Origin of the sequence: Streptomyces sp. R21 (assembly GCF_041051975.1) — a bacterium.
Taxonomy (GTDB): Bacteria; Actinomycetota; Actinomycetes; order Streptomycetales; family Streptomycetaceae; genus Streptomyces.
Window position 1 is genome coordinate 9,125,995 of the sequence record NZ_CP163435.1, and the last position, 23,445, is coordinate 9,149,439.

The window sequence follows — 23,445 nt, forward strand, 5'->3', positions numbered from 1 at the left end:
CCTCCGGTCACTGGAACGAGCATCCCGGATTGGGGGCGTCCTCGGAGAAGGGCGCCCCGTGCGGGAGGACGTACAGGACGTCCAGTACGAGGGGTGTGCTGCCGAGGTTGCGGCCGATGTGGACGTGGTCGGACCCGCTCGGCTCCACGATGGTGCTCCCCGTCCTGTAGACGCCGTCCGACGCGCACGTCGAGTCGAAATGGCTCAACGTGCCCTGCTTGACCACCCCGTACAGCGGTCCGTCGTGGTAGTGCCAGCCGGTGCTCTGGCCGGCCGGGACCGTGATCTCGCGCACGGTGTAGTCGGTGTCGCCCACGGTGGTCTGGGCGATGATCTTGGCGGTGACGCCGGGGCCGGGTGGCGTGGCGTGAGCGGTACCGCCGACGAAGGTCGTGGCCAGGAGCGTGAGTGCGGCCAGTGTCGTACGAGCCGAGTTGCGCATGGAGGGGTCCTTTACCGGTCGAGGGACGCGAGTTCCTCCCGTATATGCCTCAACGGAGGTGTGTGCGAACCGAATGGGGGACTTCCCTGCACTCGGTCGGCCGTGTGATCCGTCCTCCGCGCGTTGCGTGCCTCTGCGGTCAGACGGGCAGCAGCCGTGCCACGAGCTCGCTGAGCTGCTGGACGTTGCGGCACTCGTGCATCTCGACGACCTCGGCGTAGTCGAGGGCCGCGGAGTCGCCGGTGCCCCACTGGGAGGTGCCCTCGGGGTTCAACCAGTAGACGCGGCGGGCCCGTTCGCCGATGCGGCGCAGGGCCGCGAGGTTCGGGTCGCTCATGTTCGTACGGGCGTCACCCAGGACGAACACGGAGCTGCGGGGACCGACCGCGTCGACGTATCGCTCCGCGAACTCACCCAGCGCCACGCCGTAGTCGCTGCTGCCGTGCCAGCCCGTCAAGGTCGCGTGCTCCTGAATGCGGGCCGCGAGCCCCTCCGCGTCGGCGGCACCGCGGACGACCAGCCCGGTCACCTCGTCGATACGGTTGACGAAGGCGAACACGCGGACCTTGCTGAACTGGTCGTGCAGCGCCTGCACGAGCAGCATCGTGAAGTCGGAGAACCCCGCCACGGATCCGGACACATCACACAGCAGCACGAGTTCGGGGCGCACCGGGCGGCGCCGGCGCAGCACCGGGCGCATCGGCACGCCGCCCGTCGACAGTGAGCCGCGCAGGGTGCGGCGCAGGTCGATGCTGCCGCGTGAGGCACGGCGGCGGCGCGCCGCCAGCCGGGTGGCCAGCTTGCGGGCCAGCGGCTGCACCGTGCGGCGCAGCTCGGCCAGTTGGGTGCGTCCGGCGAAGAGGAAGTCGACCCGGTCGGCGGTCGGGGCGACGGCCCGGCGGGCGATCTCGTCCCTGCCGCGCCGCTCGGCCACCCTGCGGCGCGCCTCGGTGCCCACCAGCCGCCTGAACTCCTCGATGCGCCGCCGGAGTTCGTCGTCGAGGAGCCGGTCCGTGAACGCTGCCGCCCCGGCGGACCGTGCACCCTGCGCCCGGACACTCGCGCGGACGGGGGCCAGCAGTGTCTGCGGGCGCAGCCGGTCCAGTGTCTGGTACGACGACCACCCGTCCGACCCCGATGAACTCCCGTACGCGCCGAAGACATCCACCGCCTCGGCCGCCAGTTGCGCCATCAGCGCCTGGTCATGGGCCGCGAGGGCGGCTGCGAGCCGGTCCCGCAGGTCGTCCCGGTCGGCGGGTCGCCCGGACCGACCGTCGCCGTCGCCGTCGTCATCGCCGTCCCCGTCGAGACCGGGGGCCCCGACACCGCGCGGAAAGTAGAGGTCGAAGACCGGGTCGAACACGGCCCGTTGGCCGGTGCCGTGCAGCAGAGCGGAGGCCAGCCCCTCGCGCACGTACTCGCGGTCGGTCAGGCCGAGCGCCTCCAGGGCCCGCGCCGCGTCCACGGTCTCGCCGGTGCCGATCCGGATGCCGTGTCCGCGCAGTGCCTGGACCAGCCCGGTCAGCCGCTCCGGCACACCGGCCGGCGCGCTCACACGGCGTCCAGGTCGAGCTTGGCGGCCGCCTTCAGGACATCTTCCTGGTGCTTGAGGAGCACGCCGAGAGTGTCGCGTACGACGCCCTCGTCGAGGGTGTTCGCGCCGAGCGCGAGCAGCGTACGCGCCCAGTCGATGGTCTCGGCGACGGACGGCATTTTGCGCAGGTCCATCTCGCGCAGCGCCCCGACCACCCGCACCACGGACTCGGCGAGCGCCGCGTCGAGGCCCGGCACCTTGAGCCGTACGATGCGACGCTCCAACTCGGCGTCGGGGAAGCCGATGTGGAGGAACAGGCAGCGGCGGCGCAGCGCCTCGGACAGCTCACGGCTCGCGTTCGAGGTGAGCACCACGAACGGGCGGCGGGTGGCGGCGATCGTGCCCAGTTCGGGTACCGTCACCTGGAAGTCGCTGAGCACTTCGAGCAGCAGCCCCTCGACCTCGACGTCCGCCTTGTCGGTCTCGTCGATCAGCAGCACCTTCGGCTCGTCGCCGCGGATGGCGGTGAGCAGGGGGCGCGGCAGCAGGAACTCCTCGCCGAAGATGTCCGTGCGAGCCTCGTCCCACGTCTCGTCACGGCCGGCACTGATGCGCAGCAGCTGCTTGGCGTGGTTCCACTCGTACAGCGCGCGTGACTCGTCGACGCCCTCGTAGCACTGCAACCGGATCAGTCGCGCGTCCGCGACCTCGGCCACCGCCTTCGCCAGCTCCGTCTTGCCCACCCCGGCGGGCCCCTCGACCAGCAGGGGCTTGCCCAGGCGGTCGGCGAGGAAGACGGTGGTGGCGACCGCGGGCGACGCCAGATAGCCGGTTTCGGCGAGACGCGCGGACACGTCCTCGACGGATGTGAAGTAACCGGTCGTCATACGGTGTTCCCCCGGATCTCGACTCGCCACGCTCGACGGCGGCGTGCTGCGCCTCCCTCGCTACGTGATCAGGTCCGCCGTGCCGTCCACAAGAGGAGGGCGCCGTTTGCGTCGAACGTCACGGCCGGCCGCCCGGAACGGGACACCCGCGTGCCCGTCGAGGCTCCTGAGTCCGGTGCGGATCAGTCGCCCGAGCAGCCGAGGATTCTCAGGTGGGTCGGCTTGCCGTCGGAGTACAGGACGACGTACACACCGGTCCAGCGCTTCCTGGAACTGCCCCGGCGTCGGGCGGTCGGTGCCGAAGTGGTGCACCGCGCGGGCCGACGCCAGCGGGCGCAGGGTTGCGTGGTCCGTTGCCCGGTGCTCTGACGGGGCGGGCGGTGGTGTGGACGACGCGCCGGATGTCGAGGATGGAGTGGGTGCCTTCCTCGCCCATCCCTGATCTTGCGTGGGTATCCCCGGCTTCAGCTGGGGAGGGAAACGCATCCACGGCCCGGAGGCGCGAAGCGCCGGAGTTCACTGCGTTGTCAGTGGCCTCCGCTAGGTTGATCACACCGGGAACGAAGGGGGGTGGGCCTGATGATCCGTGCGTACAAGTTCCTCCTGCGGCCCACCACGCGCCAGCAGGTCGCACTCGCCGCGATGCTGGCCGATCACTGTTCGCTCTACAACGGGGCGTTGCAGGAACGCCGCGACGCCTACCGGCACACCTCGAAGACGAGCGTCAGGTACGGGCAGCAGTCCGCGCAGCTCAAGGACATCCGCGGCTTCGATCCCGAGCGGCAGGGCCGCTGGTCCTTCTCCTCGCAGCAGGCCACGCTGCGCCATCTGGACAAGGCATTCGCCGCGTTCTTCCGTCGGATCAAAACCGGGGACAAGCCGGGCTACCCCCGTTTCCGGGGCATCAACTGGTTCGACACCGTCGACTTCCCCAAGGACGGCGACGGCTGCCGTTGGGACTCCACCCCGCACGACCCCGTCACCCGCGTCCGTTTCCAGGGCGTCGGGCACGTCAAGGTCCACCAGCACCGGCCCGTGGCCGACAGGGTCAAAACCGTCAGCGTCAAGCGCGAGGGCAGGCGCTGGTATGTCGTGCTGACCGCTGAACAGGAGCAGCCGCAGCCGCTGCCTCCGACGGGCAGTGTGGTCGGCATTGACCTGGGCATCGCCAACTTCCTCGCCGACTCAAGCGGTGGGTTCGTGGCCCACCCGCGTCACGGGCGGAAGGCTGCCGCGAAGCTCGAAGCCGCGCAGCAGGCAGTGGCCCGGTTCCCGCGGGTGCGCCGCGACCAGCGCACCGCCCACCACCGCCGTGCCGTCGAGAAGGTCGCCGACCTGCACCGCAAGGTCCGGCGTCAGCGGCTCGATCACGCACACAAGACAGCCCTCGATCTGGTCCGTGCGCACGACGTCATCGCGCACGAAGACCTCAAGATCCGCAACATGGTCAAGGCTCCCGTGCCGCGGCCCGACCCCGATCAGCCGGGCGGCTTCCTGCCCAACGGGGCCGCGGCGAAGGCCGGGCTGAACCGTTCGATCTCGGATGCCGGATGGGGGGTGTTCCTGACGATCTTGCACGTCAAGGCTGAGAGTGCCGGACGGGAAGTGATCGCTGTGGACCCCCGCAACACCTCCCGGACCTGCCCCGCCTGCGGGCACGTCGCAGCGGAGAACCGGCCCACCCAGGAGAAGTTCCACTGCCTCTCGTGCGGCCACCACGCGCACGCGGACACGGTGGGCGCCCTGAACGTTCTACGGGCCGGGCTGGCCCGTCGCGACGCCCAACCGGCATAGCAAGAAGCCCCGGCGTTCACGCCGGGGAGGAGTCACGAACTCCTCGTCCTCCCAGAGCTCTTCGAGACTCTCGTACGAGTCGTCGTCGCTGCGGAACTCCTGGAACTCCCGCGTGTGAAGGGCCGCCAAGGACTGCTCGACGGTGCCCTCGTACGGCGTGACGTACTCCCAACCGCTGGCACCCATCGTGCTGCCCTCCCGGTGCGAAATCTGTGCGAGCCATGAGATCTCTGAGCCGGGTGTCACCTTAGACAGGGGCACTGACATCGCGTCCTGGTTATGAGAGCGGCCCCAGGACCTCCTGGGACTCGATGAGCCCCTGATCGCTGGGCGCCTTGCCGTCGTCGAAGACGCGGGCGGCCTGGCGGGCCCGGAATTCGAGGTGGGCCTCGGCGGGCCTGTCGTAGCCGTAACGGGTGCGGGCGTCCGCAGGCGTCAGCACTTCCTCCTTGCGGGGAGGGATACCGAGCTTCATCGGCGCGATCACCGGAACTGTGGAAGGCGAGAGCCGCGCTATCAGGCGCAGTTCGGCCTTGGGGCTGAGGTGGGCGATCGCGAAGGACGCCTTCATGACGGGCACGATGAGCAGGTCGAGGAGGCGTGACTGCCGGATCCCGGCCATCTCGCGCATCCAGCGTGGCATGGTGGCGATCGTGGCGATCCGCTGTGCCTTCGCGACAGCCAGGCTCGCCGGCTTCGCCCAGCGCGGCGTCGGCGGCAGTACCAGCTCGCTCCTGAGGAGGTGGTTCATGGCCTGCCGGGCGATCGGGCTGGCGGACAGCCGCGGACGCATCTGTTCGAAGTAGGCCCGGATGCCTTCACGGCTGCGGGGGACGTCGTCGGGGGAGCATGTCTGCAGTTCCGCGGCGACCGCGCACGCCTCCCAGTACTCCTTCTCCTCCCGCGCGGTGAGCTTCCCGGGGCCGTACTTCTCGTACGCGTAGAGGATCGAGTGCCAGCCGGTGAGCTGGATCCACAGCTGCGAGGCAGGGTCGTTGGCGTCATAGGTCCCGCCGCCGTACGGCAGCTCGCCGATCGCCTTGGAGTGGACCTTGACCAGGACGTCCGCGGCCTTGCACACGTCCCGGGAGCCGGCGAAGGCCACCATCGCGAAGTACCGCAGGGTCCGGTCGTATCGAGTGCGGGAGCGCCGGTAGATGCCCTGGGTCGCGTGGACGGCGGCCACCAGCGGCGGGTCGAGTTCCTCCACCACCACGGCCCGCTGGAAACCCACTGTCGGCGCCGTCGGATAGCTCCAGACCTTCCACACCACCGAACCCGGGCCGAAGAAGCCGTAGTCCTCGTGCGGTTCGACCTCACTCCACTTCAGCTTCGCCATGGAGCTGCTCCTCCTGCGTCCGCGGCGAACATCGCCGTCGATTACGACACTGCTGTCGTAAATTAAGACACGGATGTCGTAAACTGCCAAGGTGTCAGCACCCACATCTTCGGAAGACAGGCCGCGCAAACGACGCCCCTACGCCCCCCGCGTCCCGATCGCGGAACGCCGCGAGCAGCTGCTCGACGCGGCCCTCGCCGTGATCGTGAGCGACGGCTACGACCGGATCTCCATCGATGCCATCGCGAAGCGGGCCGATGTCGCCCGGTCGGTGGTCTACGGGGCCTTCGAGAACCTCGACGCCCTGTTGACCGCACTGCTCGACCGGCAGGAGGCACAGGCCTTCGGACGACTGCTCCAGACGATCCCCGGCACGGAGGGCCTGCGTGACCCCACCGTGTTCGCCACCGAGGCGCTGCGCCGGATGTCCGCGATGCTCCGCGAGGACCCGGACACATGGCGGCTGATCCTGCTGACTCCCGGCACCATGCCCACGGTCGTCCGCGACCGCATCGAAGCGGACCGGGAACGGTTCCGGCTCCAGGTCGAGGACTGGATCTCCACCGTCCTGGCCGACCGGAGTGGCCCGGCACTCGACCCGCAGGTCCTCGCCCACGCCCTCGTCGCCTGCGCGGAACACTTCGGCCGCATCGCGCTCACCGACCCCGGCAGATTCGACCCGCAACACCTGATCGGCCAAGTACAGCTGATCCTCGGCGTCATCTGGCCGCCGACGCGTTGACGGCGAGCAGACCCTGTCGGACTCGAGGCCACAGCCAATGGACGGAAAGTCCGGCGCGTCGACCGACTCGCCTAGTGTTGCTGTTCTCATGGACCAGGAAGAGAAGCGGATCGACGCACGCCGGCTGTTCGAGGGGCTGTGCGATCACGACGGGGCCGATGCCCGTGCCGAGGTGGTGGCGCCCTGGCTCGACCGCGTCGAGAATGCATACCGCGCCGGGAACGGCTATCGCGCCGAGCTGAGCGCGGGCGTCGCGCGGCTGTGTCGTCAGGTCCCCGCGAGGCCGGACGAGGAACAGCGGAACCTGGTCTGGGAGTTGTACGCGCTCAGCCGCGTCAGCGACGTGCTGCTGCTCGCCTTCCAACCGCCCGCCGACACGGCCGGGGAAGAGCCCTGGGCCCGTCGCCTCCCCCCGACCGCGCAGTGGCCCGCCCTGTCGATGGCGCACTACCTGGAGCTGTTCACCCGCCTGGGCATGGTGCCGTTCGCGGAGGTGGAGGCCTTCGACCCGTTCCTCCACGAGATCGTGGACGTCGAGCAGGCCGAGTCACCGGACGAACCCGTGCGGATCACCGAGGCCGTCTGGCCCGGGCTGTGGCTGGGGCCGCTGCTGTTCAGCAGAGCCGGGGTGCGCGTCCGCGCCGGTGCGCACCACGCCGAACGCGGTGTGGCCGACCGCTCCCCGCTGTACTGGAGCTTCCTGCGCCGTCACCGGCCCACGATCGACCAGTCCCTGGGCTGGGGCCACAACTCGCAGTGGCGTACGGACCTCCGCCTCGACTACCGCACCGACGAGGGCGAGTTCGTCAACATGCTGGCGGATACCGACGCCGACGCCGACGCCGATCTCGATTCCGTGAACGCCCTGCTGACCTCAGCCGAGAGGCGCGACCTGGTGCGGCACCGCTGCCTGCTGCGCACGCCGGCCAACGCCGCGCGACTCGCCGAGCATCCCGACTGGCAGGCGGATCTGTATCCCTTCGACTGGCAAATCCCGTCGGGGGGCGCGGAGTAGATCAGGCGGGGAGCACGACCGGGCGGCGGTCAGCGCGGCGGCCTCGGGAAAGGTCCCGCGGTCGCAGGGTTGTTGATGATCTCGATGGACAGATCCGCGATCCTCACCCGGTGGGTGCGGGCGTGCTGCCGCAGCAGGTCGAAGGCGTCGGCGACGGTGCAGCCGAGGCGTTCGGCCAGCATGCCCTTGGCCTGCTCGATGACGACCCTGCTGTTCAGCGCGGACTGGAGCTGCTCGCTGCGGCACCGGGCCTCACGCAGGACACCACGGTGGGCCAGACCGACGGCCGCGGCATCGGCGAGGAGCCGGCTCCAGCGCACGTCGTCCGGGTGCAGGACGCCGTGCTGGTGGTAGAGGACCAGTGCGCCGAAGACGCGGTCCTGGCAGGCCAGGGGCAGGGTGGTGACGGCGCTGAAACCCGCGTCGAGGGCACGGCGGGTGAACCGCGGCCATCGGATGTGGCCATGCGCGTGGACCAGCGGGACGTCGGTCAGCGGCCTGCCGGAGCGGACCGTGTCGAGGCAGGGCCCCTCCTGCAACTCCTGCTGATCGCGCTCCAGTTGGACGGCGACGTCATTGGATCCCGCCAGCTGGCCGGGCCGACCGCTGCCGTCCGTGAGGCTGGAGCCGACCGCGCCCACGCCAGGGACATGCGCCGCGTGACAGGCCAGGCGAAGCAGAAGATCGCCCTCGTCCTCCCCGCGGTGCGGGGTGGCGGTCAGGGCGAGGAGTGCTTCGGCGGCCTGGTGTTCATGAACCGGGAGTGCCATCGCTCCATCCATCGGGTGCTGGTCGTTCGACAGAGGACCGCGCCCGGGGGCACGGCATCATGAGCGGTCGCTCGGGGGCAGGGAGTGAACGTTCGGCACAGCAGGCAAGCACAAGGAGCTGCTGCCCCGCTACTGTGCGTTGATTCCTGCCGAATGGATGCGATACGCAATCGCCTGCCGAAAACGGCCCAACCGAGGGTACGAACAGGTGGGTTACGGGCACGATGGAGGTACCACTGTGGTGTCACCCCGGACCCTGGTGTCGTCTGGTGCCGCATCCATCAGCCGCGCCATCTGACGTGCCGTCGCTCCGCGCGGGAGGAGCACACCTGGGGGTGGGCCCATGGGCATCCGTCACTTCACCTTCGCGCTCTGTCACCACGTCGTGGCGGACACCCTGCTGCTCGAATTCCACGGCGAGTTGGACGCCTGGGCGGACCAGGAACTCGCTCCCCGCGTGACGGAACTTCTCCGCTCCCGCCGCCGCGCCGTCCTCGTCGATCTGCGGTCGGTGACCTTCCTGGACGCGGGCGGACTGCGGCTGCTCCTGCGGATCCTCCAGCAGGCGCCCCGGCGCAAGGGCAGAGTCCGGCTCGTCCTCGACAGTCCCCAGATCCTGCGGGTCCTGCACATCACCCAACTCGACGGCGTCTTCACCCTGCTCGGCGAGCTGCCCTTCCCCTTCGCCGCGGACGACACCGACATGCCGGCCTGAGCCCGCGAGGCGAGGGCCCGGCTGCCACGCACGGAGCAGGGAAGGCAGCCGCGTCGAAGGGTGCGTCGCCCCGCGCTCGTGATCCCATGAAGGGCGCACCCAAGGAGGACACATGACCACCCTTGCCATCGTCGGAGCCGGTCCCGGCCTCGGAGCCGCCGTCGCCCGGCGGTTCGGCCGCGCGGGCCACGACGTCGCCCTGATCTCCCGTACTCAGGAACATCTGGACGCCCTCGCCGCCGACCTGACCCGGGAGGGCGTGACCGCACGCGGTTTCGCCGCCGACGTGCACGAGCCGGACGCCCTCGCCGCAGCGCTGGACGCGGCGATCGCCGCCCTCGGCCCGATCGAGGTCCTGCAGTACAGTCCCGTGCCGCACAAGGACTTCATGCGCCCGGTCCTGGAGACCACCCCGGCCGACCTCGCGGGACCGGTCGCCTTCTCCGTGTACGGGCCCGTCGCCGCCGTACGGCAGGTACTGCCCGGCATGCGGGAGTTGGGCCGCGGCACCATCCTGTTCGTCAACGGCGGCACCGCCGCGGTCCCGCACCCCGAGCGGGCCGGTACCTCGATCGCCTTCGCCGCGGAGAGCGCGTACGGCCATCTCCTCCATGAGGCCCTCGCCGACGACGGCATTCACGTGGGGCAGCTCATCGTCCCGGGAGCGATCATCCCCGGTCACCCGAGGAAGGACCCCGCCACGCTGGCGGAGGTTCTGTGGACCATCCACCGGGACCGGCACGGGTTCCGGCACTTCGCCGACGACCTGGATGCCGACTGACGCAGCGGGACCGCGCACGTACGGGAAGAGCGGCTGCTACGACCCGCTCGCCCCGACCTCCGACTGGGCCCGGAGCCGGTCGTGCAGCGCATCGCGCAGCCGGCGCAGATCGTCGGCGGGGCGGCCCAGGCCGTTCAGCCGCCCGCGCGCCTCCTCGGCGCGCGGGCCCGCGTGTGCGGTGAACGCCAGGTCCAGCGCCTGGCGCACCATCCACTGGTCGTACGCGAGCAGCCGCCCCGCGGCCGCCCGCACCTCGACGAGCTCCGGACAGGTCAGCGGCAGATTCCGCAGACGCTCGCACAACCGGTGGATGACCACGCTCTGGTGGCCGCAGTCCTGTGCGACCCGCCCGGGAACGGGACCGGGTTCGCCGCAGGCGGCCACGGCCAGATCGGCATCCCGCTGCGCGGCGACGGCCTCGTCCAGTACCGCCACGAGCGCGCGCAGCTGAGCGGCATGCGCGAGGCGCACGGGAGCGGGACGGCGTTGAAAGAGGAGGCCGGCAACCCGGTGCCAGGCGGCGGCCCCGGTGGTCGGGACGCGGCCGAGAAGTGCGCGCATGGCCCCTCCTCATCAGCGCGGTCGGACCGTCAGCACGTGCCCTTCCAGTGTGGGCCCACCCGTCCCGGGAAGAGCCCTCCCGGGATGCCCGTGCGGATCACGGCACGCAGACTGGCCCCATGGCGCAGAGCATCGAGGCGCGGACCACCGACGCGCAGTGCCCGACCCGGCCCGGCGGAGGCCACTGACATGCTGCCCGGATTCCTCGGCAGGGCGATCGAGCTGTTCCGCGGACGCGAAGGGCGCTCGCTCCACTTCAAGGCGGCGGGCGGCGCGACGGCCGTACTCGCCCTCGCGCTGCTGCTCGGCTCCTGGGCGGTGGTCGCCGCCGAGGACGGCGCGCGGGGCGCCACGCTGACGTCGTATCCAAGAGCCCTGTGGTGGTCGGTGGAGACCGCGACGACGGTCGGGTACGGGGACTTCTATCCGGTGACCCTGTGGGGCCGGATCGTCGCCGCGGCGGTGATGGGCGTGGGCATCACCACGTACGGGATGGTGACGGCGGCCCTCGCGACCTGGTTCGTCGGCCGGGAGGGAAGGCGCCGCGGGCACCTCGCCGAGGCGGCGGAAGCCGCGGGCCGGGCGGCGTACCGCATGGGCGACGAGACCGTCCGGGCCCTGCACGAGCGCTTCGACCGCCTGGAGCGCGAACTCGCCCGGAGGGACGGTCACGGACCTCCCGATCCACCGCCGTCCGGCGCCGGGATCAAGTGAGACGCTGCCAGGGAAACGGAGCGAGGTCCGGCTCCACCCAGCCCGTCCTCGCCGGCGCGGCGGCCAGCGTGGAGGGGCGGTAGAAGCGGGTGAGCAGGCGCTTGTCGAGCAGCGCGCGGTGGTGCTCGGCGAAGGCGGTGAAGTCATCGCCGCCATCGGCACCGGGGCCGTCCTCGCTGCCCCGGTTGTCCGTGGGGCGCTCGGCCGCATGGTGGCCGACCAGTTCCACCCAGGCCCGGCTGACGGTCGCGTGGTACTTCTGGGGCGCGCCCGCGTACCGTGCGGTGCGCCGGATGCCGTCGCCGACCAGATCGACCGCGGCGGGTACGCCGTACCGCCGCACCGCCAGCCAGGTCAGATGGATGTGCTCGCGATGGCCGAACCGCTGGGCGTCCGCCATGACTTCGGCCATCAGCTCCTCGAAGGCGGGAGCGCCGTCGGCCGGTGCTGCGGGTGGGTGCGAGGTCACGAGGACACCTCCGTGAGGGCTTGCAGGGCAGTGCGCAGCGCGGTGATCGTCTCGGCGGGAAGGGTGGCGAGTGCGCGCTGTTCCAAGTCGGCGAAGGCCCTCCGGATCGTGCCGGCGGCCTCGATCCCGGACGGGGTCAGTTCGATGACGACCGCCCGGCGGTCTCCCGGGCGGCTGCCCCGGGTGATGTGGCCACGTCGCTCCAGCCGGTCCAGCACGCTGGTCAGGGTGGTCGGGCGGCTGCCCACGGCGGCGCCCAGTTCGGACACCGTGCGCCCGCGGCCGTCGGCCAGATTGGCCAGCGCGTTGATCTCGGAGGGGGTGAGGTGCAGGTGCGCGAGTTCCGCGGCGAGGGTGTGCAGGGTGGCGTGGGTGGCCCGCTGGAGAGCCAGCACGGGGGACCAGGGCGGCGGTGCGGTGGGTGCGCTGTCAGGTGTCACGATCTCGGATTATACGATCTCGTAGTATCGACCTAAAGGCACGCTTGTACGACGCTTGGGCGCAGCGATAGTGGAGTTCTCGCCGTTTGCCATGCGCACGACGGTGGGTACGTCGTGAGGGCAGCGCTGAAACAGCACGGTCGAGGCAGGGCCGGGACTGTGTGTAAGGGGTCTGCGTCCTCCCACGGGAGTACGTCGTCTCTGGTGACTGCTGCTCGGGGGGCAGGGCAGATGCCTCCGCGGGCACGATGTGCCGGGCCGTGTGAGCGCGGAACCTGGTCGTGTCAGGCATGAGGAGGCAGTCATGAACCGCCAGATCCGCATCCGCCCCATCCGCAGGCCCAGCACCCCGCGCGACACGACGATCGACCGGCGCACCCCCTCGGGACGGCTGCTGCCGTACTGAGGGGAGCCGGCGGAGAAATATGCACCCTCGGGCGATGATCTGCTCGGCTCCTGGGCACCCGACACCGTAGGCCGGGCAGGGGTGCGGGCCGCGGCCACCGGTTCGCGGCCGTCCGAAGAGGTTTCCGCGCACCGCTCCTGGGCGCTGACTGATGGATCATGTCAGCGGACCGCACGCGACGGGGCAGGGGTGATAGGGATGCGGCCCGAGCATCGCGACCACCGCGAGGATCCGGCCGAGGGCGGCGACCCGACCGAGGCTCAGGGCCATTCGCGCGGCACCGAGGCGCTGTCGGCCGCTTCCGCGGACGTCGCGTCCAGCGGGTGCCCGAGGCGCTGGTGCGCGCCTGCGTGGGTCTGCTGCCGGTGACCGGCGCCTCCGTGTCCCTCTCCGGAGGCGGCGTGATGCGCGCGACCTGGTACGCCAGCGACGACACCGCGGGCCAACTGGCCGAGGCCCAGTACTCGTTGGGAGACGGCCCGTGCCAGAGCGCACTGGAACTGTGCGCACCGGTACTGGCACCCGACCTCACGCGGGGAGGCGACGCACGCCGTTGGCCGGTCTTCGCCCACCAGGCGGTGGGGCTGGGGGTGCGGGCGATGTTCTCCTTGCCGTTGGGCGTCGGCGGACTGGCGATCGGAACCCTCGATCTGTATCGCGACACAGCCGGCTTCCTGTCCGGGCGTGACCTGCGGATCGCCCTGCTGATGCGGGACGCCGTCACTTTTGCCGTCCTGAATCTGCAGGCGGCGTACGACGCGGCCGAGCGCTCGGGTGGAGACGCGGTGGCGTCCTGGGTGGAGGCCTTGCAGGTGAACCACACCGAGGTGCACCAGGCGGTCGGCATGGTGATGGTGCAGCTGGACGTGGATCCGCAGCAGGCCTTGGACCACATGCGGGCCCGTGCCTTCACGCAGGGGCGTTCGGTGAGCCAGGTCGCCCACGATGTCGTCGTACGTACGCTGCGCTTTTGGCCGGAGAGGCGAGGACGCCGCGGTAGCAACGGCCACGACCGGCGCCGCGGCGGTGGCGAGCGACACGACGGCGAACGCTGACGAACCACGAACAACCGCTCGGCGAGCCTGCGTCGGGCTGACGGACACCTGCGTTCACCGGCCTGGAGAGTCCGACGAGGCCTGGAGACCCGACGACCGTCGCCCGCGCGCCGTGCCGGGTTGCCCCGGCGTCTCAGTGCACGGCTGTGCCGGCGTCGGCGTGGTGCAGCGTGCACACCTCCGTGGGTGCATCGTCGCGTGGGGTGAGGGAGGGGAGCAGGGCCCATACGGTCTTGCCCCGCCCGTCGCGGTGCCGCGCGACCCCCCATGCCTCGGCGAGCGCCTCGACCAGATGGAGTCCGCGCCCGCTCTCCTCGTACCCGACCTGCCCGCAGTTCGTGGCGCGGGGGCGGGGCACGGTCGTGCTCTCGTCGCGGACCTCGACCAGACAGGCGCCGTCGGACAGTACGCTGACGGCGATCTCCACCTCCCGTTCCAGTACGGGGCCGTGCCGGACGGCGTTCGTCACCAGTTCGGAGACGACCAGGAGTGCCGAGTCCGCCCCCTCACTGAAGGCCTCGTGACCGCAGACGGCCAGATGCCGGCCCACTCGAAGCCGGGCCAGGCCGACCGAGGAAGGGTGCCGAGGCACCCGGAACGCGTCGCGTCTCACCGCATATCCCCCTTGCCGCGCACACGGTTTCCGCACAAAGTGCAGCGCATGGTGACCGTCCGGCGACAGGCCGCGTCGGGCCGCCCCGTCAAGAACGCGACACGGCCGCTCCGGCGGAAGTGCGCGTTCCTGGCCGATTCCGTACACGATGACGCGTGTCGGGAGGGCGCTCCGTCTGCCGGGCGCGCCGGAACAATCCACAGTTCAACCGGGGTGTCACGCACCGGGCGGCGGGTGGACCGATCCCGGCCACCTTGTCGTAGACATGTTCGGATAATGCGCCGGGCATGCATACGTGTGTGCGTAAAACGGCTGAACTTCAACCGTCGCCGGGCCCCCGGCGACGGTCTTTTCGCCGTTGTGGGCGTGCGGCGCCCGCTGACTTTGGAGCTGTCGACCGGGGCGCCGACCGCTGTGCGGGAACCCGGTCGCGAGGGGAGTCGACGGGCTCCGGTGCCGGCGAGGGCGTGACGTCCGGCCGTTTCCGGCGTGCCGGCCAGGACCGCAGCCGGGCCGTCAGTGCGTGCCGCCGACGCCGGCCACGTCCGTGCAGGAGGCCCAGGACGATCGCTCCGCCGACGGCGATCAGGTGTTCGCGGCCTGCCAGGTTGGGGCGGGCGATCGACTCCCACACCATCGAGCCACCGGTGAGGGTGAAGACGACGGGCGCGCGCCGGACGACCGAGAGGTAGGTGAACAGGCCCACCACCGCGGCGGACGGCCCGGTGTCGAGCACCCGCCCGGCCTCGGGCGGCAGCCCCAGCCCCCACCGGCCCGGGCCCAGCGCAAGCATCACCCGGACCGTGAGGGTGCCCATCAGCGTGGTGGCGTAGGCGACCGCCAGCGTGCGGGCCCGGCCGAGGACGACTTCGGCGAGCGCGAAGGCGAGGAACAGCTGGGTGATGCCCGCCCACACCGGAAGGTCGAGGGCGGGGACGTACAGCGACACGGGCGTCCGCAGCAGGGCCACGGGCAGCGGCAGGTCGCCCTGGACGCCGCCGATCAGCCGCACCGCCTCGGCACCCGCCGAGTGCTGGGCGATCGCGTGGAAGAAGACGACCCCGCAGACGGCCACGAACGCCAGGAACAGGGCGGACGGTCCGCGGCGCACCAGCCGCTGGACCGGATCGACGACCATGCCGTTCAACTCGCGGTGCAGAGTGCGCCCCACGAACCTGAGCAACCGCGACAGTGCGGCACGCGCCTTGCCCAACTCGTCAGCGCCGGCGGCACCGTTGCCGATATCGCTGCTGTCGGGGTTCGTGGCGGCCGGGGATCTCTTGCCGTCCCGTCCCTCGCCCAGGGGGCCGTCGTCACCGCCTTGGCCACGACGTCCCTCCGCTGCCCGAAGCAAGTCGTTTCCCCCCGCCACCCTCGTACAGACAATCGCCTCGATCGTGTCCAGATCGTATCGATTGCGATCCGTACGTACTTCGTGGTCCTCCTTGTGCGCGATGTCAGGCCGAAACAGGTCCCCATGGCCACTGCTCGCGCCTCTGTCCCGGCCCGTCCGTGGATGACGAGGGTCGCGCCAGGGCCGTACTCCTGGGGACTTCCGATCAAGCCGAGCGGCCCGCGACGGCCGCCGCTCCCGCCCATACCGGCGGCGGCCGTCCTCAAGCCCGCCGGGTCAAGGCGTCTGCAGATGCGTCCGGTTCGGTGAAGCGCTGTCGGACTCCGGAGCGGGATCCGTCGTGGACGGGCTCGCGCGGACGACGACTTGGTCGCCGCGCGGCCCGAACAGGTGCAGGATCTCTACGGCGTTGGAGTCCGCCGGACCGAACCAGTGCGGTTCGCGGGTGTCGAACTCGGCCACCTCGCCGGGGCGGAGCGTGCATTCGCGTTCTCCGAGGATCAGGCGCAGCTCGCCTGCGAGGACGTAGAGCCACTCATAACCGTCGTGCGTGACCAGCTTCGGCTCGCGGGGAGAGAGCACCTGCTTGAACACCTGCACCCGGCCCGGATACTGCGTGAGCGGCACGAGGACGCTGCCGTGGCTCTTGCGCAGGGGCTTGAGATGCACCCGGGGATCGCCGCTGGCCGGCGCGGCCACCAGCTGGTCGAGCGCGACGCGGTGCGCACGCGCGAGCGGGATGAGCAGGTCCAGGGTCGGGCGCCGTTTGCCCGATTCAAGGCGGGACAGCGTGCTCAGCGAGATCCCGGTCGTCGCCGCGAGCGACTCCAGGGTGAGCCCGCGGTCCCGGCGCAGTGTGCGCAGCCGGGGCCCGATGCCGTCGATTATCTGCTCCAGCTCGTCGTCCATGGGGCCCATTGTGCGGCCATCTTTTGCGGTCTCCGCAAATTGGATGGGTCGCGGCCGGGGTCCGGGCCGAGCATGGCCGAGCAGTTGCTCCCGGAAGTGAGAGGTGGGCCATGACCGCGCCGACTCAGCCCGTTCAACCGGTTCAATCCATTCAGCCTGTTCTGAGTGCGCGCAGGCGCTGGACCGTGCTCGCCGTCTGCTGTCTGAGCATGTTCCTGGTGGGCCTGGACACCACCATCGTCAACGTGGGTCTGCCCGCCATCGGACGCGGACTGGGCGTCGGGACTCGTGGTCTCGAGTGGACCGTGGACGCCTACACCCTCGTCCTGGCCAGTCTCCTGGTCTCCTCCGGTGCGCTGGCGGACCGGTTCGGACGCCGGCGGGTGTTCCAGTCCGGGCTGGTCGTGTTCGGCGCGGCCTCGCTGCTCTGCGCGATAGCCCCCTCGGTGGGTGTGCTCATCGCGGCCCGCGCCCTTCAGGGGATCGGCGCCTCGATGCTCAGCCCGGTGGCCCTCGCGATCGTGGTGAACGCGATGCCCGACCCGAAGGAGCGGGCGCAGGCGATCGGTGTCTGGGCGTCGGTCTTCGGGCTCAGCATGGCCGCCGGTCCCGTCACCGGCGGCGCTCTCATCGAGGGGCTGGGCTGGCGGTCGGTGTTCTGGATCAACGCACCGGTCATCGTGGCCGCGCTGGTGCTCAGCACGGTGTTCGTGCCGGAGTCCCGGGCACCGCGGGCGCGGCGGCTCGACCTGCCTGGGCAGGCCCTGCTGACCGTGGTCATCGGGGTCTCGGTCGGCGTCCTCATCGAAGGGCCGCACCTGGGATGGACGTCGCCCGCGGCGCTGGTCGCCTACGCGTTCGCCGCCATGGCGGCGGTCGGCTTCGTGCGGGTCGAGGTCCGACGGCCCGAGCCCCTGATGGACCCGCGGCTCTTCCGGCGCCCCGTCTTCAGCAGTGCGGTCCTGGGCGCCGTGGCGGTGTTCGTCGCCCTGAACGTGACGCTGCTGCTCAACACCCTCTACTTGCAGCACACTCGGGGCTGGACTCCACTGGCCGCCGGAGTGGCGACCCTGCCCTTGGCCGTCGGAGCGACCGTCTGCGCACCCGTGTCCGGCCGGCTGGTCGGCCGCATCGGACCGCGGCTGCCGCTTGCCCTGGCCGGCGGCTTCATCACGGCGGGCGGGCTCTGCCTGGTCGGGCTCGACCAGCACACGGACGTACGGCTGCTCCTGCTGGCCTACCTGCTCATCGGCATCGGGTTCGGCTTCGCCAACGCGCCGATCACCAACACCGCGGTGAGCGGGCTGCCTCCCGCCCGGGCCGGAGTCGCGGGAGCGATCACCTCCACCGCGCGCCAGTTCGGCTCCGCGCTCGGAATCGCCGTGGCCGGTGGCCTGGTCGCGGGGGCGGGCCCGGTGAGGCTCGCCCACGCGTCCCGTCCGGGCTGGATCCTGGTCGCCGCCTGTGGACTGTTCCTCTTCCTCGTCGCCCACGCGGCGCGCCCGAAGACGGACGTGGACAGCTAGGTCAACGTAGGTATCCGGAGGCCGGGTCAGAACTCCTCGTGCGTCTCCGGATCGCCGCCCATGCGCCGCTCAGGACGGTCGGCGATGGCCCCCATCTCGGCGAGCGAGAGCTCGAAGCCGAAGACGTCGAGGTTCTCGCGCTGCCGTCCCGGATCCCCGGACTTGGGGATGGGCACCGCGCCGAGCTGGGTGTGCCAGCGCAGCACCGCCTGGCCGGGAGTCACGCCGTGGGCCTCGGCGACCCTGGCGACGGCGGGGTCGTCCAGCAGCTGGGTGCCGCGGCCCAGCGGGCTCCAGCTTTCGGTGAGGATGCCCTTCTCGGCGTGGAAGGCGCGCAGTTCCTCCTGTGGGAGGAAGGGGTGCAGCTCGACCTGGTTGACGGAGGGCAGGACGCCGGTCTCCTTCTCCAGTCGTTCGAGGTGCTCGGGCGTGAAGTTGGAGACGCCGATCGAGCGGACGAGCCCGTCCTCGCGGAGCTTGATCATCGCCTTCCAGGAGTCGACGTACTTGCCGACCCGGGGGAGCGGCCAGTGGATCAGATAAAGGTCCACGTACTCCAGCCCGAGACGCTCGCGCGACTCCTCGAACGAGCTGAGCGTCTCCTCGTAGCCGTGGTGGCGACCCGGCAGCTTCGTCGTGACGACGATCTCCTCGCGGGGCACGTCGCTGCGGGCGACACCACGGCCGACACCGGTCTCGTTGCGGTAGTTCGTCGCCGTGTCGACCAGGCGGTAACCCATGGCCAGGGCATCGGACACCGCCTGCTCCGCCTGCGCGTCGTCCATCGGCCAGGTGCCGAGACCGAGGGCGGGAATCCTCGTACGGTCGTTGAGCGTGCGCGCCGGGGTGCTGATCACGATCGGCCCTTCCCATTGACTGTGCGGTACAACCAGTATGGACGGACCGGGCACCCGGACAGTGGACGGCATGGGCGGCGCCGAGGAACGGCTGGGCCGTGGACAGGAACGCGACGGGATCCGTGCGTCCCACGTCGGGGGATGTCGTCCAGCTCGCCGGCGTGTCGCACAGCGGCGGGGGCGGCGGGCCGAGTTCAGCCGACGCCCTCCTTCCAGCGGGACGCCTCCCGATAGGCCTCGAAGACCCGGCGGTGATCGGCTCCGAGCAGGCGCGCGCAATCCTGTCCCAGGCGCTGGCAGAGCGCGGCGGCACCCCGCGGGTCGCCCGACTCACCGGTGAGCCTGGCGTGCCGGGCGCGCGCGTCGAGCACGTCCGTGTCCGTCGCCCGGGGGCCGTCGGCGTACCGCTGGATGAACCGTTCGAGGTCCCGGATCTCGGCGACGTGCCGTATGTCGACGTGCGGGTCGGCGGCGTTGTCCGGGACGTACTCGATCTGTTGGATCGCCCGGTCCACGGCACGCGCGCCGGCCGGGCGGTCGCCGGGGGCCTTCTCCAGCAGCTTCAGCACGAGGGCGTCGAGGGGGCGGGGAACGCCCGGGCGCAGTGCGCTCGGCGGGGCCGGCCGTTCGTTCACGTGGTGCCACAGGACGGTATAGGGATCGGAGAGGTGACCGAAGGGGGTCCAGCCGGTCAGCATCTCGTACACGACGCAGCCGAGCGAGTAGAGGTCGCTGAGAGCGCTGCCCGACTCCTCACGCAGCCGTTCCGGGGAGGCGTAGTGCAGCGTGCCCCAGCCGGGGCCGTGCGAGGAGGAGGAGTCGGCGAAGCGGGCGAGGCCGAAATCGATGACCTTGGCGGCACCGTCGCCGTCGATGACGACGTTGCCGGGTTTGACGTCCCGGTGCACCACGCCGACGTCGTGGGCGTCGGCGAGCCCGTCGCAGATGTGCCGCGTCCAGCGCACGGTCTGCTCCAGGGTGACCTGCCTGCCGTGTCCGGTGTGGTCGGAGAGCGGGCTGCCCTCGATGTACTCCATGACGGAGAACAGGAGGTCGCCGTCCTCGCCGTGGTCGTAGATCACGGCGACGTGGGGCCGATTGCGGATGCGCGCCATCGCCTGTGCCTCCTTGCGGAACCGGGCGACACGCCGGTTCAGCTCCTCGGAGGTCTCGCCGCGCCCGGGGTGGTTGTGCAGCGTGGCCACCTTCACGGCGACCGGGCAGTTCAGGCGCAGGTCATGGCCTCGCCACACGGAGCCCTGGGCGCCGCTGCCGAGGGCGACGTCGAGTCGGTAGCGTCCGTCGAGGACACGTCCGGGTTCCATGATCGCGTCACTTGCCCATCGGATCCCAGGCGCACAGCTCGGGCAGCCGTGCGGCATGGTCGTGCCATTCGGCGAAGAACTCCAGATGCTGATTGAGTACGACGCCCAACCGGCCCTGCGCATGCTGCCGTTGCACCAGGCCCGCCTTGCGGATCCTGTCACGTTCGGCCGGTATGCGCGGCACGTCCAGCAGAGCCCACCCGATGGCGGAGACGCCGAGCAGCACCATGAGCACCAGGAAGAATCCGCTCAGGAAGACGGCAGCGAGCACCAGGGCGGCCACTCCACCCGCGGTGCCTCCGACGCGTCGCGGCAGGTTGCGGTCGACCGCCTCCGCCGCGGCTTCGGTGCGCGCGGCCAGTTCGGTGTCGAGTTCGGCCGAGCGGGCTCGCAGGTCCACGGGCGTGGTGGGGTCGGTCGGTATGCGGGCGCGCCATCCGTCGATCACGATGTCGATCTCTCGCGGCCGCCGCCGCAGCGAGGCCGCCACCAGCTCCTCGGCGGCGGTGCACAGGTTCGACAGGACCAGCATGAGCGCGAGGCGGCGTGCGTCGTCGCCGAGGGCGATCTGACTGGGTTTGAAGACGGCGTTGTCGAGGAGCGTCGCGAAGTCCACGGATTCGGCGTCCGCCTCCTGGCGCAACGCGTGCTCCTGCTGCGCCGCCCGCTCGTCGCCGCGGTGCTCGATGAACCGGCGCAACGCCTCCTTCTTGGTGTGCAGGGCCGCCTCGTCGGGTTCGAGATGCCCGATGAGGCGGTCCAGGGCCGTCTCGGAGTAGCGGGCACGCCCGGCAGTGGGTGCCGTGAGCCGCCGCGGCGGGAACTCCTTGCGGAGATGGTCGAGGGTGCAGGTGCTGACGGTGGCCAGCCGCCAGTGGCCGAGCAGTTCCGGCCAGTCCCCGTCGTAGGCCTTGGCCAGGGCCGCGAACCGGTCGCCGGGCGAGGCGAGGAGTCTGCGCAGTTGGGGTTCCCAGCGCCGCACGCTGGCCCGGGCCGCCGTGGTGCCCGCCGCCGCCTCCGAGCCCCAGCGGACCATCACCTCGCGGGCGTAACTGTGGGCGGAGTCGCCGAGTTCGCGGCTGGCGACGGCGTCGAGGACGACGAGGAAGTCCCGGCCGAGCAGATCCGGGTCGACGGCATGCTGAAGGTAGCCGTCCATCCAGTTGCCGGCCCGCTCGTGTTCACCCATTCTCGCCGCGGCGAGCGAGAAGAAGAGGCTGGCCCGGCCGAGGTCCAGCCCCTGCGCCTGCCCCATGGCGCTGAGCCGGCGCGCCTCGTCTCCGTCGAGCCGGGCGGCGACCGCCATGGTGGCGTGGGCGAGCCAGAAGTCGGGGTCGTGGACGAGGTGTTCCTCCACGATGCGCCGGAGGTTGTCGGTGCCGATGACCCCGCTCGCCACGAGGTGCGGCATGAGCTGTTTGACCAGGCTGCGGGCGAGAGAGCGGATCTTGTCCCGGCTGCCGAACCTGCGCTCCCATTCCTCGGTGATCCGGTCCAGCTCGAACTGCGCGGCCAGGACGGCCTGGTCGCGCTCGTACTGGGAGCGGAAGTCCTTGAGGTCGGCCCTGACCTCACCCAGTTCGGACCGGGTTTTGACCAGGCCCTCCCGTACCTGTTCGGTGGCGGTGCCCACCGACTCGACCCGGCGGGCGAGTTCGTTCGTCCTGCCCTGCAAGGACTCCACTCCACCGGAGAGGATGCCGAACCGGTCGTGCAGTACCTTCAGGCCTCCCGCGAGGGTGCTGAACCGGTCGTACAGCGTCTTCAGGTCGTCCTCGCGGCGCTGTTGGGCCGCGCGTATCTCTTTGAGCCCGTCCCCCAGCTGGCTCAGGCGGGCATCTTCGGCCCCGGACTGCTCGCTCACGCCGCTCCCCTGTCGTCCGGCCGTGCGGTCTTGGTCCTTGGAAGAGGTACCTTCCGGCGGCGGGAGGGGGGAGCGCAAGGGCGCGTGACGGCGAGCGCGCTGCACCTAAGCGCAACTCCACCGACCCGCCCGGACAGTGGACGGATGCGTGATACGACTGTCAACTCCAGGGCCTGGAGGGGACATTGAAGGAGCCGTCGATGCCCGAGACCGACTCGGTCCACGCCACACGTCTGTCCGCGTACGCGACGGTGAGCGCGAGCCTCTCGCTGCTCGGCGAGCGCCGGCTCGGTGACGCCGTGGCTGCCGCGCCCGCCCTCGGCTCCGGCATCGGCGGCAGATCGGCGGAGCTGGACGTGGACGGCGTACGCGTCTTCGTGAAGCGTGTTCCCCTCACGGACCTGGAGCTACGGCCGGGGAACGTGCGATCGACAGCCAATCTGTTCGACCTGCCCGTGTTCTACCAGTACGGGATGGGGTCGGCGGGGTTCAGCGCCTGGCGCGAGCTGGCGGCGCACCTCATGACCACCCAGTGGGTACTCGGGGGCGAGCACGCGGGGTTCCCGCTGCTGTATCACTGGCGGATACTGCCCGACCGGCCGCCCACGGGGTTCGTCGACGCGTTCGGCGGCATCGACGGGGCCGTCGCCCACTGGGAGGGCTCACCGGCGGTGCGCCGCCGGCTGGAGGCCATCGGCAGCTCCTCCGCGAGCCTGGTGCTCTTCCTGGAACATGTGCCGCAGACGCTCGCCGCATGGCTGGGCGAGCAGCGGGACGCCGCCTCCGCGGCATCGGACGCCGTCTCGCGCTACTCGTGGATCGAAGAGGCCCAGGCGCGCACGACGGCCTTCATGAGCGCCCGCGGACTGGTCCACTTCGACGGGCACTTCGCCAACCTGCTGACCGACGGACAGCAGGTGTACTTCACGGACTTCGGCCTCGCGTCGAGTACGGCCTTCGAACTCTCCGCGCAGGAGGCCGCCTTCCTGGCGGACCACCTCGTCTACGACCGCTGCTACGCCCCGACCCATCTGCTCCGCCACCACCTGCTCGATCACGTACGCGGCGACGTCGACCGCGACACGTTTCTGCGCGAATGGGCCGCGGGCCACCGGGCGGACGGCGTCCCGCCGGAAATCGGCGCGATCATCGACCGGCACGCCCGGACCGCAGTGGTCCTGGACGACTTCCACCGCCGACTGCTCACGCAGAGCAAACGCACCCCGTTCCCCGCCGCCGACCTCCGGGAGACGCTGGCCGCGTGAGTCCTGCCCCGCCACCACCGCGATCGGACCGGCGGCGGCGTACGGCGCAACGGGCGGGGCCCCGGCTG

Annotated in this window: 24 protein-coding genes; 9 read left to right on the forward strand and 15 right to left on the reverse strand. The window is 71.0% G+C overall.

The genetic code is table 11. The annotated features are described in order from the left end of the window. Positions 1–7: 7 nt before the first annotated feature. The 3 genes from AB5J56_RS40815 to AB5J56_RS40825 form a co-directional block, all read right to left on the reverse strand. On the reverse strand, positions 8–442 hold the full coding sequence (locus AB5J56_RS40815; protein WP_369240813.1) for a cupin domain-containing protein: 435 nt from the start codon (positions 440–442) through the stop codon (positions 8–10). 139 nt (positions 443–581) lie between these two features. Further along, complete coding sequence (locus AB5J56_RS40820) at positions 582–1,997, reverse strand: VWA domain-containing protein (protein ID WP_369240814.1); 1,416 nt, start codon at positions 1,995–1,997, stop codon at positions 582–584. Continuing rightward, on the reverse strand, positions 1,994–2,863 hold the full coding sequence (locus tag AB5J56_RS40825) for an AAA family ATPase (RefSeq protein WP_369240816.1): 870 nt from the start codon (positions 2,861–2,863) through the stop codon (positions 1,994–1,996). The genes AB5J56_RS40820 and AB5J56_RS40825 overlap by 4 nt, the downstream gene beginning before the upstream one ends. Before the next feature lie 579 nt (positions 2,864–3,442). On the opposite strand from AB5J56_RS40825, the gene AB5J56_RS40830 reads away from it, so the two are divergent. Continuing rightward, positions 3,443–4,657: an RNA-guided endonuclease InsQ/TnpB family protein gene (locus AB5J56_RS40830; protein ID WP_369240818.1), complete on the forward strand. Its 1,215-nt coding sequence runs from the start codon at positions 3,443–3,445 to the stop codon at positions 4,655–4,657. Here the strand turns inward: AB5J56_RS40830 and AB5J56_RS40835 are convergent. Together AB5J56_RS40835 and AB5J56_RS40840 are read right to left on the reverse strand one after the other, a co-directional pair. Continuing rightward, positions 4,616–4,843, reverse strand: coding sequence for a hypothetical protein (locus AB5J56_RS40835; RefSeq protein WP_369240820.1), 228 nt, complete (start codon positions 4,841–4,843; stop codon positions 4,616–4,618). The genes AB5J56_RS40830 and AB5J56_RS40835 overlap by 42 nt on opposite strands. A gap of 91 nt (positions 4,844–4,934) precedes the next feature. Beyond that, positions 4,935–5,996, reverse strand: coding sequence for an oxygenase MpaB family protein (locus AB5J56_RS40840; RefSeq protein ID WP_369240822.1), 1,062 nt, complete (start codon positions 5,994–5,996; stop codon positions 4,935–4,937). Between the two features lie 91 nt (positions 5,997–6,087). Here AB5J56_RS40840 and AB5J56_RS40845 point away from each other — a divergent pair, with 91 nt between their 5' ends. Next, on the forward strand, positions 6,088–6,738 hold the full coding sequence (locus tag AB5J56_RS40845) for a TetR/AcrR family transcriptional regulator (RefSeq protein ID WP_369240824.1): 651 nt from the start codon (positions 6,088–6,090) through the stop codon (positions 6,736–6,738). Positions 6,739–6,826: 88 nt separating this feature from the next. Beyond that, positions 6,827–7,753, forward strand: coding sequence for a hypothetical protein (locus AB5J56_RS40850; RefSeq protein ID WP_369240826.1), 927 nt, complete (start codon positions 6,827–6,829; stop codon positions 7,751–7,753). Positions 7,754–7,782: 29 nt separating this feature from the next. On the opposite strand, the gene AB5J56_RS40855 is transcribed toward AB5J56_RS40850, so the two are convergent. Beyond that, positions 7,783–8,523: an ANTAR domain-containing protein gene (locus AB5J56_RS40855; RefSeq protein ID WP_369240828.1), complete on the reverse strand. Its 741-nt coding sequence runs from the start codon at positions 8,521–8,523 to the stop codon at positions 7,783–7,785. A 343-nt stretch (positions 8,524–8,866) separates the two neighbouring features. Between AB5J56_RS40855 and AB5J56_RS40860 the strand changes: the two genes are divergently transcribed. Together AB5J56_RS40860 and AB5J56_RS40865 are read left to right on the forward strand one after the other, a co-directional pair. Then, positions 8,867–9,238: an STAS domain-containing protein gene (locus tag AB5J56_RS40860; RefSeq protein WP_369240830.1), complete on the forward strand. Its 372-nt coding sequence runs from the start codon at positions 8,867–8,869 to the stop codon at positions 9,236–9,238. 112 nt (positions 9,239–9,350) lie between these two features. Further along, positions 9,351–10,019, forward strand: a complete 669-nt coding sequence (locus AB5J56_RS40865; protein ID WP_369240832.1) for an SDR family NAD(P)-dependent oxidoreductase — start codon at positions 9,351–9,353, stop codon at positions 10,017–10,019. Positions 10,020–10,055: 36 nt separating this feature from the next. Here AB5J56_RS40865 and AB5J56_RS40870 read toward each other — a convergent pair whose 3' ends face one another. Then, complete coding sequence (locus AB5J56_RS40870) at positions 10,056–10,580, reverse strand: hypothetical protein (protein ID WP_369240834.1); 525 nt, start codon at positions 10,578–10,580, stop codon at positions 10,056–10,058. A gap of 189 nt (positions 10,581–10,769) precedes the next feature. On the opposite strand from AB5J56_RS40870, the gene AB5J56_RS40875 reads away from it, so the two are divergent. Next, the gene (locus AB5J56_RS40875; protein ID WP_369240835.1) at positions 10,770–11,294 is read left to right on the forward strand and encodes a potassium channel family protein; all 525 of its coding nucleotides are present in this window, start codon (positions 10,770–10,772) and stop codon (positions 11,292–11,294) included. On the opposite strand, the gene AB5J56_RS40880 is transcribed toward AB5J56_RS40875, so the two are convergent. Together AB5J56_RS40880 and AB5J56_RS40885 are read right to left on the reverse strand one after the other, a co-directional pair. Beyond that, positions 11,287–11,763 (reverse strand): hypothetical protein, encoded by a 477-nt coding sequence (locus tag AB5J56_RS40880; RefSeq protein WP_369240836.1) that lies wholly within the window; start codon positions 11,761–11,763, stop codon positions 11,287–11,289. The two genes, AB5J56_RS40875 and AB5J56_RS40880, sit on opposite strands and share 8 nt — an antisense overlap. Next, the gene (locus tag AB5J56_RS40885) at positions 11,760–12,203 is read right to left on the reverse strand and encodes a MarR family winged helix-turn-helix transcriptional regulator (RefSeq protein WP_369240838.1); all 444 of its coding nucleotides are present in this window, start codon (positions 12,201–12,203) and stop codon (positions 11,760–11,762) included. The genes AB5J56_RS40880 and AB5J56_RS40885 overlap by 4 nt, the downstream gene beginning before the upstream one ends. Before the next feature lie 729 nt (positions 12,204–12,932). On the opposite strand from AB5J56_RS40885, the gene AB5J56_RS40890 reads away from it, so the two are divergent. Then, complete coding sequence (locus AB5J56_RS40890) at positions 12,933–13,664, forward strand: GAF and ANTAR domain-containing protein (RefSeq protein WP_369240840.1); 732 nt, start codon at positions 12,933–12,935, stop codon at positions 13,662–13,664. Between the two features lie 133 nt (positions 13,665–13,797). Here the strand turns inward: AB5J56_RS40890 and AB5J56_RS40895 are convergent, their stop codons facing one another. The 3 genes from AB5J56_RS40895 to AB5J56_RS40905 form a co-directional block, all read right to left on the reverse strand. Next, a complete protein-coding gene (locus tag AB5J56_RS40895) occupies positions 13,798–14,277 on the reverse strand; it encodes an ATP-binding protein (protein ID WP_369240842.1) in 480 nt (159 codons plus the stop codon). Positions 14,278–14,596: 319 nt separating this feature from the next. After that, positions 14,597–15,415 carry a hypothetical protein gene (locus tag AB5J56_RS40900; RefSeq protein ID WP_369243078.1) on the reverse strand — a complete coding sequence of 273 codons (819 nt, stop codon included), beginning with the start codon at positions 15,413–15,415 and terminating at the stop codon, positions 14,597–14,599. 492 nt (positions 15,416–15,907) lie between these two features. After that, complete coding sequence (locus tag AB5J56_RS40905; RefSeq protein WP_369240844.1) at positions 15,908–16,540, reverse strand: helix-turn-helix domain-containing protein; 633 nt, start codon at positions 16,538–16,540, stop codon at positions 15,908–15,910. Positions 16,541–16,725: 185 nt separating this feature from the next. On the opposite strand from AB5J56_RS40905, the gene AB5J56_RS40910 reads away from it, so the two are divergent. Next, positions 16,726–18,066 (forward strand): MFS transporter, encoded by a 1,341-nt coding sequence (locus tag AB5J56_RS40910; RefSeq protein ID WP_369240846.1) that lies wholly within the window; start codon positions 16,726–16,728, stop codon positions 18,064–18,066. Positions 18,067–18,092: 26 nt separating this feature from the next. On the opposite strand, the gene AB5J56_RS40915 is transcribed toward AB5J56_RS40910, so the two are convergent. The 3 genes from AB5J56_RS40915 to AB5J56_RS40925 all read right to left on the reverse strand — a co-directional run bounded on the left by AB5J56_RS40915 (position 18,093) and on the right by AB5J56_RS40925 (position 22,112). After that, positions 18,093–18,923, reverse strand: coding sequence for an aldo/keto reductase (locus AB5J56_RS40915; RefSeq protein ID WP_369240848.1), 831 nt, complete (start codon positions 18,921–18,923; stop codon positions 18,093–18,095). 194 nt (positions 18,924–19,117) lie between these two features. After that, complete coding sequence (locus AB5J56_RS40920; RefSeq protein ID WP_369240850.1) at positions 19,118–20,248, reverse strand: serine/threonine-protein kinase; 1,131 nt, start codon at positions 20,246–20,248, stop codon at positions 19,118–19,120. A 7-nt stretch (positions 20,249–20,255) separates the two neighbouring features. Next, positions 20,256–22,112 (reverse strand): hypothetical protein, encoded by a 1,857-nt coding sequence (locus AB5J56_RS40925; protein WP_369240852.1) that lies wholly within the window; start codon positions 22,110–22,112, stop codon positions 20,256–20,258. 200 nt (positions 22,113–22,312) lie between these two features. Here AB5J56_RS40925 and AB5J56_RS40930 point away from each other — a divergent pair, with 200 nt between their 5' ends. Beyond that, the gene (locus tag AB5J56_RS40930) at positions 22,313–23,377 is read left to right on the forward strand and encodes a protein kinase family protein (RefSeq protein WP_369240854.1); all 1,065 of its coding nucleotides are present in this window, start codon (positions 22,313–22,315) and stop codon (positions 23,375–23,377) included. Positions 23,378–23,445 lie beyond the last annotated feature (68 nt).